At 74.4% G+C, this 16,611-nt stretch carries 18 protein-coding genes; 9 read left to right on the top strand and 9 right to left on the bottom strand.

Annotation, left to right across the window (positions count from 1 at the left end):
- Nucleotides 1-28 precede the first annotated feature (28 nt).
- On the bottom strand, nt 29-841 hold the full coding sequence (locus ACXNSR_RS37830) for a hypothetical protein (RefSeq protein ID WP_458639864.1): 813 nt from the start codon (nt 839-841) through the stop codon (nt 29-31).
- Nucleotides 841-2,118 (bottom strand): VWA domain-containing protein, encoded by a 1,278-nt coding sequence (locus ACXNSR_RS37825; protein ID WP_458639863.1) that lies wholly within the window; start codon nt 2,116-2,118, stop codon nt 841-843. The genes ACXNSR_RS37830 and ACXNSR_RS37825 overlap by 1 nt, the downstream gene beginning before the upstream one ends.
- 182 nt (nt 2,119-2,300) lie before the next feature.
- On the opposite strand from ACXNSR_RS37825, the gene ACXNSR_RS37820 reads away from it, so the two are divergent.
- Nucleotides 2,301-2,657, top strand: coding sequence for a DUF6204 family protein (locus ACXNSR_RS37820; RefSeq protein WP_458639862.1), 357 nt, complete (start codon nt 2,301-2,303; stop codon nt 2,655-2,657).
- 4 nt (nt 2,658-2,661) lie between these two features.
- Here the strand turns inward: ACXNSR_RS37820 and ACXNSR_RS37815 are convergent, their stop codons facing one another.
- Together ACXNSR_RS37815 and ACXNSR_RS37810 are read right to left on the bottom strand one after the other, a co-directional pair.
- The gene (locus ACXNSR_RS37815) at nt 2,662-4,371 is read right to left on the bottom strand and encodes an FAD-dependent monooxygenase (protein ID WP_458639861.1); all 1,710 of its coding nucleotides are present in this window, start codon (nt 4,369-4,371) and stop codon (nt 2,662-2,664) included.
- Nucleotides 4,372-4,447: 76 nt separating this feature from the next.
- Complete coding sequence (locus ACXNSR_RS37810; RefSeq protein ID WP_458639860.1) at nt 4,448-4,858, bottom strand: organic hydroperoxide resistance protein; 411 nt, start codon at nt 4,856-4,858, stop codon at nt 4,448-4,450.
- Nucleotides 4,859-4,986: 128 nt separating this feature from the next.
- Here ACXNSR_RS37810 and ACXNSR_RS37805 point away from each other — a divergent pair, with 128 nt between their 5' ends.
- Both ACXNSR_RS37805 and ACXNSR_RS37800 read left to right on the top strand, forming a co-directional pair.
- The gene (locus tag ACXNSR_RS37805) at nt 4,987-5,472 is read left to right on the top strand and encodes a MarR family winged helix-turn-helix transcriptional regulator (RefSeq protein WP_030718211.1); all 486 of its coding nucleotides are present in this window, start codon (nt 4,987-4,989) and stop codon (nt 5,470-5,472) included.
- A 72-nt stretch (nt 5,473-5,544) separates the two neighbouring features.
- Nucleotides 5,545-6,579: a PHP domain-containing protein gene (locus ACXNSR_RS37800; protein ID WP_458639859.1), complete on the top strand. Its 1,035-nt coding sequence runs from the start codon at nt 5,545-5,547 to the stop codon at nt 6,577-6,579.
- 34 nt (nt 6,580-6,613) lie between these two features.
- Here the strand turns inward: ACXNSR_RS37800 and ACXNSR_RS37795 are convergent, their stop codons facing one another.
- Nucleotides 6,614-7,498: a UbiA family prenyltransferase gene (locus tag ACXNSR_RS37795; protein ID WP_458639858.1), complete on the bottom strand. Its 885-nt coding sequence runs from the start codon at nt 7,496-7,498 to the stop codon at nt 6,614-6,616.
- Nucleotides 7,499-7,574: 76 nt separating this feature from the next.
- Between ACXNSR_RS37795 and ACXNSR_RS37790 the strand changes: the two genes are divergently transcribed.
- The 3 genes from ACXNSR_RS37790 to ACXNSR_RS37780 are packed head-to-tail and all read left to right on the top strand — an operon-like array spanning nt 7,575 to nt 10,260.
- Nucleotides 7,575-8,636: a type III polyketide synthase gene (locus ACXNSR_RS37790; protein ID WP_458639857.1), complete on the top strand. Its 1,062-nt coding sequence runs from the start codon at nt 7,575-7,577 to the stop codon at nt 8,634-8,636.
- A 47-nt stretch (nt 8,637-8,683) separates the two neighbouring features.
- On the top strand, nt 8,684-9,238 hold the full coding sequence (locus ACXNSR_RS37785; RefSeq protein WP_458643497.1) for an isoprenylcysteine carboxyl methyltransferase family protein: 555 nt from the start codon (nt 8,684-8,686) through the stop codon (nt 9,236-9,238).
- Entirely contained in the window at nt 9,235-10,260 is a 1,026-nt protein-coding gene (locus tag ACXNSR_RS37780; RefSeq protein WP_458639856.1) for an NAD(P)/FAD-dependent oxidoreductase, read from the top strand. The genes ACXNSR_RS37785 and ACXNSR_RS37780 overlap by 4 nt, the downstream gene beginning before the upstream one ends.
- A 34-nt stretch (nt 10,261-10,294) precedes the next feature.
- Here ACXNSR_RS37780 and ACXNSR_RS37775 read toward each other — a convergent pair whose 3' ends face one another.
- Nucleotides 10,295-11,221: a hypothetical protein gene (locus ACXNSR_RS37775; protein WP_458639855.1), complete on the bottom strand. Its 927-nt coding sequence runs from the start codon at nt 11,219-11,221 to the stop codon at nt 10,295-10,297.
- 167 nt (nt 11,222-11,388) lie between these two features.
- Between ACXNSR_RS37775 and ACXNSR_RS37770 the strand changes: the two genes are divergently transcribed.
- Nucleotides 11,389-13,017 (top strand): carboxylesterase/lipase family protein, encoded by a 1,629-nt coding sequence (locus ACXNSR_RS37770; protein ID WP_458639854.1) that lies wholly within the window; start codon nt 11,389-11,391, stop codon nt 13,015-13,017.
- Here the strand turns inward: ACXNSR_RS37770 and ACXNSR_RS37765 are convergent.
- A complete protein-coding gene (locus tag ACXNSR_RS37765; protein WP_458639853.1) occupies nt 13,001-13,672 on the bottom strand; it encodes a hypothetical protein in 672 nt (223 codons plus the stop codon). The two genes, ACXNSR_RS37770 and ACXNSR_RS37765, sit on opposite strands and share 17 nt — an antisense overlap.
- 229 nt (nt 13,673-13,901) lie before the next feature.
- Here ACXNSR_RS37765 and ACXNSR_RS37760 point away from each other — a divergent pair, with 229 nt between their 5' ends.
- Nucleotides 13,902-14,408, top strand: coding sequence for an RICIN domain-containing protein (locus ACXNSR_RS37760; protein WP_458639852.1), 507 nt, complete (start codon nt 13,902-13,904; stop codon nt 14,406-14,408).
- Nucleotides 14,409-14,438: 30 nt separating this feature from the next.
- On the opposite strand, the gene ACXNSR_RS37755 is transcribed toward ACXNSR_RS37760, so the two are convergent.
- Nucleotides 14,439-15,173, bottom strand: a complete 735-nt coding sequence (locus ACXNSR_RS37755; protein WP_458639851.1) for an MOSC domain-containing protein — start codon at nt 15,171-15,173, stop codon at nt 14,439-14,441.
- A gap of 24 nt (nt 15,174-15,197) precedes the next feature.
- On the opposite strand from ACXNSR_RS37755, the gene ACXNSR_RS37750 reads away from it, so the two are divergent.
- On the top strand, nt 15,198-15,695 hold the full coding sequence (locus ACXNSR_RS37750) for an HAD domain-containing protein (RefSeq protein ID WP_458639850.1): 498 nt from the start codon (nt 15,198-15,200) through the stop codon (nt 15,693-15,695).
- A gap of 34 nt (nt 15,696-15,729) precedes the next feature.
- Here the strand turns inward: ACXNSR_RS37750 and ACXNSR_RS37745 are convergent, their stop codons facing one another.
- Nucleotides 15,730-16,596: an alpha/beta fold hydrolase gene (locus tag ACXNSR_RS37745; RefSeq protein ID WP_458639849.1), complete on the bottom strand. Its 867-nt coding sequence runs from the start codon at nt 16,594-16,596 to the stop codon at nt 15,730-15,732.
- Nucleotides 16,597-16,611 lie beyond the last annotated feature (15 nt).

Below are 16,611 nucleotides of genomic sequence, written 5' to 3'. Positions count from 1 at the left end.
CCCGTGGGCCGCGGCCTCCCCCTTTTCCTCAGGCGCCCGGCGGGACCCTGGACGGGCGGCCCGTGCCGCGCGTCAGGGAGTAGCCGAGGATGCCCGCGAGGGCGGCGAGCACGCCGCCCGCAGCGGTCCAGATCCAGCGGTCGGACCACCAGCCGCCGGACCAGCCGTCCTCCGGTTCGCGCAGGGTCGCGGTCACGTTGCCGGCGACCAGCGGGGTGGAGAGGGCGCCGTCCACCGCCTGGATGCCACCGGTCTCCTTCACGTCGGCCTCCACGGCCACGCGCACCGGGAGACCCTTGTCCTCGTCCGGCAGGTCGACGACCGTCAGGCGTACGTAGTAGCTGCCCGGCAGCGGATCGTTTGCCCACGGCTCGGCGCCGGCGCGTACGGTGCGCAGGGTGCAGGACAGTTCGACCGTGGCGGCTTCCTTCGCCGCGCCCGCGGTCTGCGCGCCGTAGGTGCAGGCCTGTCGGCGGCGCAGTCCGTCGTACACGTCGAGCTGCCAGGTCGAGGCGCCGTGCCGGGCCTTCGACTCGGGCAGGGTGACGGCGGCCTTCACCGTGGCGCGCTGCTGCGCGTCGATCGGCACCACCCAGTAGAGGTAGTCGCCGCTGGACGCGCCGGCCGTGGCCTTCTGGCCGGGGCGGAACGCCGCTGCGGTGCGGAAGCTCGTACCGGCCTCGGTCGGGGCCGCTTCGGTCTTGGCGCCACCCCCGCCCGGACTCGCGCTGGCGCTCGGCGAGGGCGTGTCCGCGGCGGCCGTGCCCACGGCCGTGCCCGCCACCATGAGGGCGGCGGCCGCGGCCAGCAGGGACGCGGTCAGTGTGCCTACTCTACGCATCAGTTGGTCCTCCAGACGGAGATGCGCCAGCGGGAGATCCATCCCCACACCAGACCGGCAAGCAGTCCGGCGAGCGCCAGCACGGCCAGCAGCCACCAGCCCCGTCCGAGGCCGAACGCGGCGACGTCGGAGGCCCCGTCGGGTCCGTCCACCAGGTCGATGGTCAGTTCGACGGGCATGCCCGGGGTCGTCTTGACGGAGGCGGGAGCGGAGAAGGAGTTGCTGACCTGGAGGCAGACGGTCTCCGGGACGGGCTTGGCGTCGGAGTCCGGGCCGTCGACGTCGGCCTTCGGGTAGCGCAGGCCGGTCGAGAGGACGTCGGTACGCCCGTTGCCCGCCTCCGAGCCGCGCACGATCTCACGACCGTGGACGGTGGTGGCGCGCAGCAGGACGCCGTAGTCGTTGTTGACGGCGCGGTCGGCGCCGATGCTGACCGCGGCGCGCAGTTCCTGCCCCGGGAGGACGTCGACCCGGTACCAGCGGTGCTCGCCGAAGGTCTCGCGGTCGCTGTAGAGGCCGGCCTTCAGCTGCGGGGCGCCCTCGCACTGCTTCGTGCCCTCGGTGGCCACCGGGTTGACGACCGGGTCCGCGGCCCGGTCGACGAGTTGCTTCACCCTGTTGGAGAGGTCTGCCTTGTGCTGTACCGAGGTGTAGGTGCCGCCTGTGGCCTCGGCGATGCAGGTCAGCTGGGCCCGGGTCTTGGCGTCCGGGACCAGGCCGAGGGTGTCGATGACGAGGTGGATGCCCTTGGCGGCGATGTCGCGCGCCACTTCGCACGGGTCGAGCGGGGCGCAGGTGTCCTCGCCGTCCGTGATGAGCACGATCCGCTTGGAGCCGTTGCCGCCCTCCAGGTCCTGGGCCGCGCCGAGCAGGGCCGGGCCGATCGGCGTCCAGCCGGTGGGGGCCAGGGTCGCCACCGCGGTCTTGGCCTCGGTCCGGTCGAGGGGGCCGACGGCGTAGAGCTGCTTGGTGTCCTTGCATCCCGTGGCCCGGTCGTCCCCCGGGTAGTCGGCCCCCAGGGTCCGTATGCCGAGGCGCACCTCGGCCGGGACCGCGTCGATGACCTCGTTGAAGGCCTGCTTGGCCGCGGCCATGCGGGACTGTCCGTCGATGTCGTTGGCCCGCATGGAGCCGCTCACGTCGAGGACGAGGTCGACCTTGGGGGGTTCCTTCGCCGTCGGTCCGTCGGCGGCGGTGGCGCTCGCCGGGAAGAGCCCGACGGCCAGGGCGGCGAGCAGGCCGCACGCCCCTACCGCAAGCCGTTTTCTTGTGATCATCGCCGGATCGTATTGAGGATCGTCCGGCAATCCAAAACGGGCTCCCGGCCGGGGCTTTCGGGGTGTCCGTGCGGTGAACGCGGCCCCTGGCGGTCCCGTGCGGCGGTCCGCGGGGCGACGGACGGGGCGGATCGGCGGATATCCGGGTGCAGGGGACGCGGTGCCCGTTCTAGGCTCCGGGCATGAGTGCCACCCGTACCTTCCGTATCACCGTCCGCGGCTCGTTCGACGGTCTGACCGACGACCAGACGGCCGAGCTGCTCGCCGCCGCGCACGAGCACGACATGCTGCGCGCGGAGTTCACCGCCGAGGGCCATCTCACGTACGACTTGGCCGCCCGCCCCTTCTTCACCTTCCGCTTCCTGGACACGGGTGAGGCCGAGGAGGACATCCTCGACGCGACGGCCCGGGCGGAGCTGGCGGCGGAGGGCTGGCTGGCCGAGCGCGGGTACGGATTCAAGCAGCTGAGGTCGCAGGCCCAGGACATGTCGCTGGCCCCGCTGGGCAAGCGGCAGCGCCGCGAGGCCGCCCGGGCCTGACGGGTCAGTTCGGCGGGCTCGTGGCGAAGACGGCCGCGAGGTGGGCGGCCAGGCGGTGCGGGGCCGCCGGGGAGAGCGGGAGCCGAGCGCCGAGGTATCCGTCCGGGCGGATCACGAAGGCCGTGGGCTCCTCGACCGCGTAGAGGCGGGCGAAGTCTCCCCGGGTGTCGGTGTAGACCGGCAGTGTCCGCCCGTCGGCCTCGATGACGGCGTGCGCGTCGGCGTCCGCGTCCGTGTCGGTGTCCGCGTCGGCGTCCGCCGCGCGCAGCAGGCAGACCTCCATCCGGCCGCCCGAGAACTCCCGGGCCGTCCGGACGAGTTCGTCGAGCCCGGGGCCGGCCTCGGACCCGGGCCCGAACCCGGCCCCGTGGAGCAGCAGTACGTGGTCCCGGTCGCGCAGGACGTCGTACAGGCGCAACGGGTAGGCGGTGCCGGGCCCGGTCAGGCCCGCGCAGTCGGGTGCCCGGTCGCCGGGCCGGGGGCCCCGGCCCTCGCCGGGCGGGTCCACGGTCGGGCTTCCCCGGTAGCCGACGAGGAGCTGGGCCTCGCGCATCATCACCGTCGCCGGGTCGTCGGGGTCGTTCTCCATTCCCTCGACGGCGTGCCGCACGGTACGGCCGACGACTTCCTCGCCGACGGGCCGGCGCTCGGCGTCGTAGCCGGTGAGCAGGCCGGGGTGGGCCGCACCCGCACAGGCCAGGGCGAGCTTCCAGGCCAGGTTCCAGGCGTCCTGGATGCCGGTGTTCATGCCCTGGGCGCCGGTCGGCGGGTGGATGTGGGCCGCGTCCCCGGCGACGAAGACGCGGCCGTCGCCGTAGCGGTCCACGATCCGGTGGCTGATGCGGAACACCGAGGTCCAGCGGATGTCGAAGGCAGTGGTCGGCTGCGGTGAGAGCCGGTCCAGGACGGCCTGGATGTCGGCCAGTGCGGGGCCCCGGCCGCTCTGCAGGCCATGGGCGATGCCGTCGGCGGTGTCCGTGTCCTGCCGCGCGGTGGAGAGTTCGGGCGGCACCATCATCGACATCCGGTACCGGCCCCGGCCGGGCAGTGGGATGCAGACGAGCACGTCGTCGACGGCCCCGTCGTCGTCGACGTGCATGGCGCGCAGGTTGTACCCGGGCGGCAGGTCCCAGTCGACGCGTACGTCGGCGAGCATGTACTCCTCGGCGAAGGCGCCGCCCTCGAAGGTGAGGCCGAGGCCCTTGCGGACGACGCTGTGCGCGCCGTCGCAGCCCACCAGGTACCGGGTGCGCAGTTCTTCCTGGGCCCCGGACGCGGTGCGCAGCCGGCAGGTCACCCCGTCGGCGTCCTGGGTGAACGACAGGAGTTCGGTGCCCCGTTCGACGGCCGCCCCGAAGCGGCCCAGGAACTCGTCCAGGATGCGTTCGGTCTCGTACTGCGGCAGCGCCACGAACCCGTAGGGCACTTCGGGCGGCACGGAGAGCTCGATGCGGGCCTTCTCGACGCCGTTGACGTAGAGGAACTGCCCCCGCATCGGGACGGCCGCCTCCAGCGCGGCGCGGACCGTCCCCATGCGGTCCCAGACCTCCAGCGTGCGCGGCTGGATGCCGACGGCCTTGGCGAACGGCAGCCGGGCCGGCAGGCGGTCGACGATCCGGCACGTGACGCCCCGTCTGCGGAGCTCCGCGGCGGCGGTCAGCCCGACCGGGCCGGCGCCGACGACCAGGACGTCCGTTGCGTGGGTGTGCGCCACCGGCGCCTCCTGGCGTGCGGCCCCCGTAGGAGTGGATGTCCTTCCATGGTGGCCGCCCGCCGGGTGTGCGGCATCTTTACTCGATCACGAGGTCCACGGCGATGTTGCCGCGGGTGGCGCGGGAGTACGGGCAGACCTCGTGCGCCTGCTTGACCAGCAGCGTGCCCGTCTCGCCGGCCAGGGACTCCGGGAGCTCGACGCGCAGGGTGACGGCGAGGCCGAAGCCGGCACCGTCCTTGCCGATGGAGACCTCCGCGGTGACCGAGGCCTCGCTGGTGTCCACCTTGGCCTGCCGGCCGACCAGGCCGAGCGCGCTGGCGAAGCAGGCGGCGTAGCCCGCGGCGAAGAGCTGCTCGGGGTTGGTGCCCTGCCCGTTGCCACCGAGCGCCGGGGGCATGGCCAGGGCGAGGTCGATCTGGCCGTCGGAGCTGACGGCACGGCCCTCGCGGCCGTTGGCGGTGGCGACAGCGGTGTAGAGCGCGTCCATGAGAGGTCCTCTCGCAGAAATGAACCGTGGTGGCGGCCGGTGGTCGGCCGCGCTCCACTACTAGAGCACACAATTCAGTTGTGCACAATTCAATGCCTCGCAAGTCTGTCCCGGGTACACTGGACGCCATGACCGAGCAGCCCACCGCCACCCACGCCGACCAGGACTTCCTGCGCCTCGACGGCCAGATCTGCTTCGCGCTGAACGCCGCGAGCCGTGCCTTCGGGGGGCTCTACCGGGTCGTCCTCAAGGACCTGGGGCTCACCTACCCCCAGTACCTGGTGATGCTGGTGCTGTGGGAGCACGGCGAAATGCCGGTCAAGGAGATCGGGCAGCACCTGCGGCTGGACTCCGGAACACTGTCCCCGCTGCTCAAGCGGCTGGAGGCGGCCGGACTGGTCCGCCGCGAGCGCAGCACCGAGGACGAGCGGAGTGTCCACGCCCACCTGACCGAGGAGGGCGCCGCGCTGCGCGTCCGCGCGGTGGAGGTGCCGCGGCGGATCGCGGCCGCGACCGGCTTCGAGCTCGCCGAGGTCCTCGACCTCCAGGCCCGGCTGAACCGCCTCACCGCCGCCCTCGACGCCGCCGTGCCCCGGGAGGCCGGAGAGGCGTAGCGCCCTTCCGCGCCGGACACTGGTCCGGGAGACGGGCGAGGGGGCGGCGGGACGGCCGGCAGGAGGTACGCGATGGACCCGGTTGCGGCACTGGACCGGATCGCCTTCCTGCTGGAGCGTGCGCAGGCTCCCACCTACCGGGTACGCGCCTTCCGGTCCGCGGCGGCCGCGGTCACCCGGATGGGCGAGGGCGAGGTGGCCGAGCGGGTCGCGGCCGGTTCCCTGGAGGCCGTGAAGGGCATCGGCCCCAAGACGGCACAGGTCGTGCGGGAGGCACTCGGCGGTGCCGTGCCGGCCTATCTGCAGGCACTGGAGGACGAGATCGCCGCCCTCCCCGAAGGACCGCCGGCCACACCCGCCGCGACCGCGCTGCGCGAGGCCCTGCGCGGGGACTGCCACGTGCACTCCGACTGGTCCGACGGCGGGAGCCCGATCGCGGCGATGGGGCGGGCGGCGGCCGCGCTGGGCCACGACTGGGCCGTACTGACCGACCACTCGCCGCGCCTGACCGTCGCCCGCGGGCTCTCCCCGGAGCGGCTGCGCGAGCAGTTGCGGGTGGTGGCCGAGCTCAACGACACCTGGGCGCCCTTCCGGCTGCTCACCGGGATCGAGTGCGACATCCTCGACGACGGGGCCCTGGACCAGGAGCCGGAGCTGCTGGACCGGCTCGACCTGGTCGTCGGATCGGTCCACTCGAAGCTGCGGATGGACCCGCCGGCGATGACCCGTCGGCTGCTGGCGGCCGTGCGCAACCCGCTGATGGATGTCCTGGGGCACTGCACGGGACGGCTGGTCACCGGCCGGACCCGGCCGGAGTCGCGGTTCGACGCCGAGGCCGTCTTCGCGGCCTGCGCGGAGGCCGGTACCGCCGTGGAGATCAACAGCCGGCCCGAGCGGCTGGACCCGCCGCGCCGCCTGCTGCGCCTCGCCGTCGCGGCCGGCACCTTCTTCGCGATCGACACGGACGCGCACGCCCCGGGCCAGCTGGACTGGCAGATCGTCGGCTGCGAAAGGGCCGTGGAGTGCGAGGTCCCGGCCGGCCGCGTCATCAACACCTGGCCGGCGGACACGCTCCTGACCTGGACCCGCACCCGCGAGATGCCCTGAAGGACGTCCGCCGGGCCCGCGCAGGCCCGGCGGTTCACGGGCGGAGTTCGACGACCAGCAGGATCACATCGGCTCCGGCCACCGCCATGGCGGCCAGGAACGGGAGCCTTCCGACGGGCCGACGGGCCGCGACGAGCAGCCCCGCCGCGGTCGCGGCGAGCAGCGTCCAGCCGTACGCCGTCACCCGCCCCGGTGGTCCGAGGACCAGGACGGCGGTCGAGCCGAGGACGAGCTGGCCGGCGAGCGCGGCCGAGACCCGCCGGCCCAGCCGCTGCGGCAGTCCCGCCACCCCGGTGGCCAGGTCGTCCTCGATGTCCGGCAGCACGTTGGCGAAGTGCGCACCCGCGCCGAGGAGGGCCGCCGCGGCCATGAGCCAGGGCGGCGGCCACGGGGCGCCGGACAGGCCCAGGGTGACGAAGGCGGGCAGCAGGCCGAAGGCCAGGGCGTACGGGACCCAGGAGGCGGCCGTGCCCTTCAGGTGGAGGTTGTAGGCCCAGGCGGCCGCCACACCGACGAGGTGCGCGGCGGCGGCGAGCGGCCCGCAGGCCAGGGACAGCGCGACGCAGAGCAGCAGCGACACGGCCGCGGCCCGCGTCACGGCCGCGGCCGACACCGCACCGGCGACGAGCGGTTTGTCCCGACGGCCCGTGGCCAGGTCGCGCCGCAGGTCCGCCCGGTCGTTGCACCAGCCCACCGACAGCTGTCCGGCGGCCACCGCACCCACGGTCACGGCCGCCCGCGCCGGACCCTGCCCCGCGGCGGCCGTCAGGGCGGCGGCGAAGAGGGTGACGGCGGCCGCGGGCAGCGGGTGGCACGCGGCGGCCAGGCCCCGTACGAGGGCGTGGCCGGGGCCGCGGCCGGGCGCTGCGCTCCCGGCGGCTTCGGTGTTCTCGCCGGTCTGGGCGGTTCGCGCGGGCACGGCGACACGCTACGCGGCGCCGCGCCCGGTTCGCCTGATTCATAACGTTGTGTCAGTTGTTTTCTATGGTGACCGAATGACACGTGTTCTGGCAGTGCGCAGCGTGTTCCCGCCCCATCACCATCCCCAGTCCGAGATCACGGAGGCGCTCGCCCGCTTCCTGCCGCCGGGCTCCGACACCGCCCTTCTGCGCCGCGTCCACGGCTCGGTGCGCGTGGACGGCCGACATCTCGCGCTGCCGCTGGAGCGGTACGGCCCGGGCAACGACTTCGGCGCGACGAACGCCCTCTTCATCGAGACGGCCCTGGAGCTCGGCACCCGGGCCCTCGAACTCGCCCTCTCCGACGCCGGCCTGGCCGCCGGGAACGTCGATCTGGTCATGTCGACGACGGTGACCGGGGTCGCGACGCCCTCGCTGGAGGCCCGTCTCGCCACCCGCGCCGGCCTGCGTCCCGACGTACGGCGGGTACCGCTCTTCGGTCTCGGCTGCGCGGCCGGCGCCGCCGGAGTGGGCCATCTCCACGACCATCTGGCGGGCCGCAGCGGCCATGCGGCACTGCTGCTGTCCACCGAGCTCTGCTCGCTCACCCTGCAGTCCACCGACGCCTCGATGGCGAACCTGGTGGCCGGCGCCCTGTTCGGCGACGGCGCGGGTGCCCTGGTGGCGGTGGGCCGCGACCATCCCCTGCACGCCACCGGCGCCGGACCCGAGGTGGTGGCGGCCCGCAGCCACCTGTACCCGGGCACCGAGCACCTCCTCGGCTGGGACATCGGCCACTGGGGGATGCGCATGGTGCTGGGCCGCGAACTCCCGGACCTGGTCCGGCTGCACGTGGCCGAGGAGGTCGAGTCCTTCCTCGCCGCGCACGACCTCAAGCCCGCGGACGTCGACGCGTGGATCTGCCATCCCGGCGGCCCGAAGATCCTCGACACGCTCTCGGACGCCCTCGCGCTGCCGGAGTCGGCCTTCGCCGCGAGCCGGCGCTCGCTCGCCGCGGTGGGCAACCTCTCCTCCGCCTCGGTCCTGCACATCCTGGACGGCGTCCAGAGCGCGGGCCCGCCCCCGCCCGGATCGGTCGGGCTGATGCTCGCCTTCGGTCCGGGTTTCGCCTCCGAACTCGTCCTCCTGCGCTGGTGAGCCCGATGATCTCGATCCCCGCCCCGACCGCCTCCGCCTCCGCCTCCCTGACCCCGTACCTGCTGCTGATCGGGATCGTCGCCGCCGAGCGGCTCGCCGAGCTGATCACCGCCCGCCGCAACACCGCGTGGAGCCTCGCCCGCGGCGGCCGCGAGTACGGCCGCGGCCACTACCCGGCCATGGTCGCCCTGCACACCGCGCTGCTCGTGGGCTGCGTGGTGGAACCCTGGGTGACCGGGCGGCCGTTCGTCCCGCTGCTGGGCTGGTCGGCCCTCGCCGTCGCCGTCGCCGCCCAGGGCCTTCGCTGGTGGTGCATCGCCACCCTCGGGAAGCGCTGGAACACCCGGGTACTGGTCGTTCCCGGACTGCCGCTGGTGGAGAGGGGACCGTACCGGCTGCTGCGCCACCCCAACTACGTGGCCGTGGTCGCGGAAGGCGTCGCGCTGCCGCTCGTGCACTCCGCCTGGATGACGGCGCTCGGCTTCACCGTGCTCAATCTGATGCTGCTGCGCGTACGGATCGGCTGCGAGGACGCCGCCCTGACCGACGGCGGCCGCCTGCGGGCGCCCGCCTCCGTCCACTCGGCCGGCGCCGCCTCGTGATCGACCTGCTGATCGCGGGCGGTGGCCCGGCCGGACTGGCCACCGCCATCCACGGCGCGCTCGCCGGCCTCGAGACCGTGGTCGTGGAGCCTCGGCCCACCCCCATCGACAAGGCCTGCGGGGAGGGCCTGATGCCGGGGGGCGTACGCCGCCTCCGGGAGCTGGGCGTCCCCGTGACCGGGCAGCCGTTCCACGGCATCCGCTACGTCGACGGGGCGAGCGGCCGCCACGCCGAGGGGCTCTTCCGGTCCGGCCCCGGGCTCGGCGCACGGCGCACGGAACTGCAGGCCGCACTGGCCGAGCGCGCCGCGCAGCTCGGAGTACGGGTGCTCCCCGGGCGCGTCGACCAGGTGCGCCAGGACGTACACGGAATCGCCGCGGCCGGGCTCACCGCCCGCTACCTGGTCGCGGCGGACGGCCTGCACTCCCCCGTCCGTCGCGGGCTGGGCCTGTCGGCGCCGCCCGCGCCCCGCCGCCCGGCCCGCTACGGGCTGCGCCGCCACTACGCCGCCCAGCCCTGGAGCGACCTCGTCGAGGTGTACTGGTCGGCGCGGTGCGAGGCGTACGTCACCCCGCTGGCACCCGACCGGATCGGCGTGGCCGTCCTGACCTCCGACCAGGCCCCCTTCGACGTACAGCTGGCCCGGTTCCCGGTGCTGGCGGCGCGGCTGGCCGCGGCGGAGGGGACGCCGGTGCGCGGGGCGGGGCCGCTGCGCCAGGGGGCCCGCGTACGGGTGGCGGGGCGCGTGCTGTTCGTGGGGGACGCGGCCGGGTACGTGGACGCGCTGACCGGCGAGGGACTCACCCTGGCCGTGACGGCGGCGGGCGAACTGGTGCGGTGCGTCCGGGCGGGGCGTCCGCAGGCCTACGAGCAGGCCTGGCGGGACCTGTCGCGCAGCTACCGCGCGCTCACCTCGTCCCTGCTGTGGGCCCGTCACCAGCCGCGGCTCGCGCCCCGGATCGTCCCGGCGGCCGCCCGGCTCCCCCGCGTGTTCACCCGAGCCGTCAACCTGCTCGCGTGAGAGCCCCCGCTGCCGCGGTGGAACCCGCGGCCGGTCAGGCCGAGGGCTCCCGGCGGTTGCGCAGGGCCAGGCCGGCGAGGACCGCGCCGACCGCCGCGCACAGCACGACGGCGACTCCGGCCCAGGCCAGGTTGCCGCCCACCGCGCCCGCCAGCGGGTCGTACCGCAGCGACCCGCCGAGCACGTGCAGGGCGACCACGCCGAGGGCGGTGGCCGCGCCCGCCCGCCACACCGCCGCCGTGTCCCGGAGCGCCACCAGGGCGCCGCTCACCGGACAGAGCACGATGACGAGGAGGGGCAGGCAGTCGACAGGGCCGGCGAACCGCACGGCCGTCAGGTCGTTCGGCAGGTGCAGGGCTCCGCAGACCAGCAGGGTGATCGCCACCGGCCAGCGCAGCACGCCCTGCGGCGCCCGGCCGCGGGACGCGGCGGGCGGGCTCGCGGGGACGGCGCGCCGGGGCGGCTCCGGGTACGGGGCGTCGTTCGGCTCCGGGTACCGCGGCTCGTACGGCTCCTCGTACCTCGGCCTCGACTCGAGCGGGTCGGCGGACGGCCCGGCGCGGCCCCGGCGCTCCGCCTCGGCCGAGTCCTCCTTGCCGAGGACGGTCACCAGCAGGGCGACGTCCTCGATGGACCGCCCGACGGCGGCGGCGCGCAGCGTCGGGTCCGCCTCGGCCACCTCCTGCGGCGACTCGCCCAGGAGGGCGACCATCCTTCGTACGTCCTGCACCGGTCGGGTCACTGCGGCCGTGCGCAGCGCGTCGTGTCCGGCGTCGGGCAGCGGGCCGCCCTCCTTGAGGAGGCTCACGAGCGCGGTGACCTCCTCGACCGGACGGCAAGTGGCCGCCGTCTCCAGCAGGGTCCGCACGGGCGGCGCGGTGGGCTCGTCCGGTGCTATGGGGTCGGGGGTCACGCGGCGGTCCTCGTACTCGTTCGCCGCGAGGGTGATCGGGTCGTCCATGGAAAACTCCGTTCGCCGACGCGCGGGTCCACGCGATCGCGCGCCGGTCATCATGCGTCACGGGAAGCACACGCCTTGTTACATTGGGTGCCACTTTCGCTCACTGCGCCATTCGGGGCGGTCAAACGGGGGCTCCATCCGGGCCGCGAAGGGGAGGGGCGTCGACCGTGACCGACCTCGGCCGGATCCGCCGCCGGTGGACCCTGCTGCTGGCCCTCGTCCTGCTGCCCGTCGTGGTGTCGCTGCTGGGCGCCGCGCCAGGGCCCGGGCGGCCCGTCGTGTCGACCGACCGGGGTCCGGTACGCGGTCTGGGGCACGGCGCCTACGACACTTTCGAGGGAATCCCCTTCGCCGCTCCCCCGACCGGTCGGCTGCGCTGGCGGCTGCCGGAGCCGGCGCCGCGCTGGGCGGGCGTACGCGATGCCGGGGCGCCCGGTCCGCGCTGTGCGCAGCTGCCCGCCATCGGACCGGGCGGGCCGACCGGCTCGGAGGACTGCCTGTACCTCAACGTCACCGCACCGGCGGGCCGGGCCGCCGCCGGGGGCAGGGGGCGGCCCGTCATGGTCTGGTTCCACGGCGGCGGCTTCTTCAGCGGCTCGGGTGACGCCTACCGGCCCGACCGGCTGGCCGCGCGGGGCGGCGTCGTGGTGGTGACCGTGAACTACCGGCTGGGCGTCTTCGGCCTGTTCGGCCATCCGGAGCTCGGCGGCGCGCCCGGTTTCGCCCTGGCGGACCAGCGGGCGGCGCTGCGCTGGGTACGGGCGAACGCGGCGCGCTTCGGCGCGGACCCGGGCAACGTCACCGTCTTCGGCGAATCGGCGGGAGCCCTCAGCGTCTGCGCGCACCTCGTCTCCCCCGCCTCGGCGGGCCTGTTCCACCGGGCGATCGTGCAGAGCGGATCGTGCTCGACCACGACACCGCCGCGGTCCCTGCTGCCCGGCCTCGGCACGTACGAGCCCTTCGTGCCGGAGCGGCGCACGGTCGCGGACGGCGCCCTGGCGGCGGCCCGGCTCGGCTGCGACCGGCCCGGCAGGGTGCTGGACTGCCTGCGCGGGCTGGACACCGGCGCCCTGGTGACCGCGGACCTGATGCAGCGCTTCTCGCTGCTCTCCTACGGCAACGGCACGCTGCCGCTGGAGCCCCGGCGGGCACTGGAGGCCGGCCGGTTCCACCGGGTGCCGGTCGTCCAGGGCGCCACCCTGGACGAGATGCGCCTCTTCCTCGCACAGACGCTGGCGGCGTATCCGATCCCCGACGGGGCCGCCTACCGGGCCCGGCTGGAGCTGTCATTCGACGCGCCGACCGCCCGCGCGGTGGAGGCCGCCTATCCGGTGTCCGCCTTCGCGAGCCCGGCAGTGGCGTGGGCCGCCGTACTGACCGACGTGTCGTTCGTCTGCCCGACGCTGCGGGACGGCGCGGCGCTGGGCCGGCTCGTGCCGGTGTACACGTACCGGTTCAGCGACCGGAGCGCGCCCGACTTCACGGGCCTGCCGGAGCCCCCGGACCTGCCCTACGGCGCGGCCCACGGCTTCGAACTGCCCTATCTCTTCACGATCGTGCCGCTGACGGGACCGCAGCGGCAGCTCGCGGACCGGATGACCGACTACTGGACGGCCTTCGCCCGCACGGGCGTTCCGGCGGTGCCGGGAGCACCGCGGTGGCCGGGCGACCGGACCGCTGCCCGGGTTCTGTCGCTGGCGCCGGGGGCGGGCGGGATCCGTACGGTGGACGCACGGGCGGAGCACCACTGCGCGCTCTGGGACGTGCGGTGGCCCGAGGTCACCAGCGCTCGGTGATGTTCAGCCGCCCGCCCGTCGCGGTCTGGAGGGTCACGGTGCCCGTGTCGCCGTAGACCTGGTGCCGCCAGTCGGCGAACAACTTGGCCATGGCGCGTGCGGCGTCGCCCCGGCTCTTGCCCACTTCCTCGGTGGTGAAGGTGATCCTCGCCTCGCCGACCGCGCGCACCTTGCGGACGCGGACCTCCTTGATCACCTCGGAGTCGTCGTAGCCGTCGTCGGCCTTGTGCTTGAGGTAGTAGGCGGTGAAGTCACGGGTCATGTCGAACCAGTCCGCCGGGCCGCAGGGGCCACCGCCGTCGGTCATCCGGCCGTCGGTCGGCGGGCCCACGTATCCACCGGTCTCCTGATCGGTGGGCGGACCGGCATACCCGCCCGTCTCCTGATCGGTGGGCGGACCGGCATACCCGCCCGTTTCCTGATCGGTGGGCGGACCCGCGTACCCGCCCGTCTCCTCGTCGGTCGGGGGGCCCGCGGGCCCGCCCGTTTCCTGGTCCGTCGGCACGTCGAGATCGCACTCCGCCGTGGCGAGCGCGGATACCCCCGCGGGCGGCGCGGCCTCTCCCGCCCTTGTGGTCCCGCACGCCGCCAGGGCGGCGCACAGGAGCCCCGCCGCCACCAGCCTCCCGGTCACGGACACCGCTGTCTTCGTCATTTCCGTCCCCCCTTCGGCGAACAAGAGGCGATCACGGCGCCGCGGGTTCCACCTCGTGGTCGCGAGCCGCCTCACACGGGCGCACCGCGTTGCGTCCCGGGACGTCCCACGGGGCTCTGGGACGGGAAAAGGGCCGATGAGCTGGCTACGTTCGCTCCTGACGCCGTCCGGTCCGGCCGGGCCGGGCTCGTCCTCCGCCATCGACACACCCTCGGGGATCCTCATGCGCATGCGTACTGCCGCCATGGCCGCTCTGGCCGCCGCCGCCCTCGGCACCGTCCTGGCCGCGGCCCCGGCCCAGGCCGTCACCCAGAACAACATCACGATCAACATCTCGGACGGCCTCTGCCTCGACATCCCGCAGAGCAACCCGTACAACGGGCAGGTCGTCCAGCAGTGGTGGTGCAACGGCACCAACGCCCAGAAGTGGAACCGCGTCGACGCCGGCGCCCACCACTTCAAGATCCAGAGCGCCGCGTGGCCGCAGTTCTGTCTGAACAACTGGACCAGCGGCGGCGCGGTCGGCGCCGAGATCAAGCTCTACAAGTGCGACAGCAACGACAGCGCCTTCAACATCGTCGGTGTCGACTTCGGCAACTACTACCAGTTCCAGCCGAAGGCGGCGTCGAAGAACTGCTCGACCATGACGGGTCAGAACGTGGGCGATGTCATGCGTCTCGCCCCGTGCTCCGACAACGGCTCCAACTCGCGCTTCCGCCTGTTTCCCGCCCGGTAACGGCTGAGGCGCGTCGGGCGGTTCCCGCTCTCAGACGAGCACGACGCGGTCCCCGACCCGGGCCGTTCCCGCCAGGACGATCCGGGCGAGCGCGTCGAGCCGGTTGCCGTGCCCCCTGGCGATCGCCCTGAGGATCAGCGGCGAGTGCGGCAGGTCCCGCTGGGCCTGGTTCGTCATCACGCACCGCTCGCTGGAGCGCAGGAACTCGATCCGGAGGGTGTCACCCACGACGGCCTCGGACCCGATCCACTCGTCCTCGACGAAGGGTGGGGTGCCGGGCGGGGTACGCACGAGGATGTTCGGACGGAACCGGCGCTCGTCCACCGGTACGCCCGGCACCTCGCGGCGGATCCAGTCGAGGGTGGCCGTCGTGAGGACGCTGAGCGGCAGCTGGTCGAAGTGCGAGACGTCCCCCTCGCGGGCGAGCTCCACATCGTCACGGCCGAGGTGGGCACGCAGGTACGCCGTGGGGTCGGCCACCGCTCTCCCGGCCGGGTCGAGCAGTTCCGGCGCACCCGGATCGGGCCCGGAGACGCCGCGCGGGTAGCGGGAACCCAGGTGGAGCAGGCCGTCCATCCGCCGGAAGCGCCGGGTGTTCTTGCCCGAGCCGAACTTGCCCTGCGCGTCGCGCACGGCGAACAGCCGGTCGCCCACCAGACCCCGTTCGTCGACGTCCACCCTGTGCAGCCGTTCGCCGCCGGTCGACTTGATCGGATACCGCCACAGCCGCTCGATCACACCCGCCACATCAAGATCGTTTCCCATGCCCGGGAGGACTACCGTGGCCGTATGACCGGTTCCACGGCCCTTCCCCTCCCCCTGCCCCTGCCCCTGCTCTACCTCGATGTCGACGGCCCCCTGATCCCGTTCGGCGCCGGCCCGTACCCGCCCGGCGACGACACGAATCCCCTGCTCGCCCGGATCGATCCGACGCTCGGGCCCCGGCTGGCGGCGCTGCCCTGCGAGCCGGTGTGGGCCACGACCTGGGGGGCGGAGGCCAACGAGTGCGTCGCGCCCCGGCTCGGCCTGCCGGAACTGCCCATGGTGGTCTGGCCGGAGCCCGCCGAGGAGGACGGGCGGGGCGGGATCCACTGGAAGACACCCGCGCTCCTCTCCCACGCCGCCGGGCGGCCCTTCATCTGGGTCGACGACGAGATCACCGGCGCCGACCGGGCCTGGGTGGCCGCCCGCCACCCGGGCCGGGCGCTCCTGCACCGGGTCGATCCGGGACGGGGACTGGCGGAGGCCGACCTCGGCGTGCTGCGCGACTGGTTGCGGTCGGCGTAGCCACCGGCCGGCACCGCGCGGGCCCCGCCGGGGATCACCGGCCCAGGAGCGTCTTCAGTGTCCGCGCCGTCGCCCGGGGGAACGTGGTGTTGCCGTTGTGGCCGCCGGGGAACTCGACCGGCTCGGCGCCCAGTCGCGCCGCCAGGGCCTGCGCGCAGCGGTAGGTGTGGACCGTCGGCCGGGTCGTCCGCCCCGTCGCCGCGATGATCCTGGTGCCGGCTCGCGCCGCGGCCCGTACCGGCTCTGCCGGGTCCAGGGCGTCCGTGGTGACGGCCGTGAACTCCGCTGCGATGAAGTGGCCGAAGTTGGCCTGCCGGCGCGGGGTCATCGGCTGGGGGGTGAGGCCGTCCTCGGTCTCGTCGTGCGACGGGTCGATGCCCAGGTGCCGGGCGATCGCCGGGAACGCCGCCGACAGCCCCCCGGCCGCGTAGGCGTCCTGGATGGCCGTCAGCTCGGCGAGGTGCTCCGCGCGGTCCGCCGCGGCCAGCAGGTTCGGCATCACGGGCTCGTGGGCGATCAGGGTGTGCAGCAGACCCGGGTGGCGGGCCACCGCCTGGAGGCCGATCGCGGCGCCCATGCTGAACCCGGCCATCAGCGCCGGCCCGTCGGCGACCTCGGCGAGCAGCCGGGCGACGTCGTCCGCGTGTTCGGCCATGGTGACGGGCCCGGCGGGGTCGTGGAGGGTGCTGCGCGACAGGCCCCGGCGGTCGTACGTGACGACCGTGAAGGTGTCGGTCAGGTGCGGGACGAGGTCGACCGTGCGGTCCGCGTCGCCCTCGCCGCTCTGGGAGAGGAGGAGGACGGGACCGCGCCCCGCCACCTGGAAGTGCAGGGTGGCGCCGGGGACGGCGAGGGTGCGGGTGCGGGTGACGGTGGTGGCGGAAGCGACGGTCGCGGGCATGGCGGGTCCCCTTTC

Source organism: Streptomyces sp. NC-S4, from assembly GCF_054353315.1.
This window is presented reverse-complemented; position numbering and strand designations above follow the sequence as displayed.

What these genes read in the sequence shown, in the direction of transcription:
- ACXNSR_RS37755 (WP_458639851.1), bottom strand. Translation starts at nt 15,173, where the DNA reads ATGGGAAACGATCTTGATGTGGCGGGTGTGATCGAGCGGCTGTGGCGG.
- ACXNSR_RS37790 (WP_458639857.1), top strand. Translation starts at nt 7,575, where the DNA reads ATGACACGTGTTCTGGCAGTGCGCAGCGTGTTCCCGCCCCATCACCAT.
- ACXNSR_RS37760 (WP_458639852.1), top strand. Translation starts at nt 13,902, where the DNA reads ATGCGTACTGCCGCCATGGCCGCTCTGGCCGCCGCCGCCCTCGGCACC.
- ACXNSR_RS37765 (WP_458639853.1), bottom strand. Translation starts at nt 13,672, where the DNA reads ATGACGAAGACAGCGGTGTCCGTGACCGGGAGGCTGGTGGCGGCGGGG.
- ACXNSR_RS37820 (WP_458639862.1), top strand. Translation starts at nt 2,301, where the DNA reads ATGAGTGCCACCCGTACCTTCCGTATCACCGTCCGCGGCTCGTTCGAC.
- ACXNSR_RS37825 (WP_458639863.1), bottom strand. Translation starts at nt 2,118, where the DNA reads ATGATCACAAGAAAACGGCTTGCGGTAGGGGCGTGCGGCCTGCTCGCC.
- ACXNSR_RS37830 (WP_458639864.1), bottom strand. Translation starts at nt 841, where the DNA reads ATGCGTAGAGTAGGCACACTGACCGCGTCCCTGCTGGCCGCGGCCGCC.
- ACXNSR_RS37800 (WP_458639859.1), top strand. Translation starts at nt 5,545, where the DNA reads ATGGACCCGGTTGCGGCACTGGACCGGATCGCCTTCCTGCTGGAGCGT.
- ACXNSR_RS37775 (WP_458639855.1), bottom strand. Translation starts at nt 11,221, where the DNA reads ATGGACGACCCGATCACCCTCGCGGCGAACGAGTACGAGGACCGCCGC.
- ACXNSR_RS37805 (WP_030718211.1), top strand. Translation starts at nt 4,987, where the DNA reads ATGACCGAGCAGCCCACCGCCACCCACGCCGACCAGGACTTCCTGCGC.
- ACXNSR_RS37745 (WP_458639849.1), bottom strand. Translation starts at nt 16,596, where the DNA reads ATGCCCGCGACCGTCGCTTCCGCCACCACCGTCACCCGCACCCGCACC.
- ACXNSR_RS37750 (WP_458639850.1), top strand. Translation starts at nt 15,198, where the DNA reads ATGACCGGTTCCACGGCCCTTCCCCTCCCCCTGCCCCTGCCCCTGCTC.
- ACXNSR_RS37810 (WP_458639860.1), bottom strand. Translation starts at nt 4,858, where the DNA reads ATGGACGCGCTCTACACCGCTGTCGCCACCGCCAACGGCCGCGAGGGC.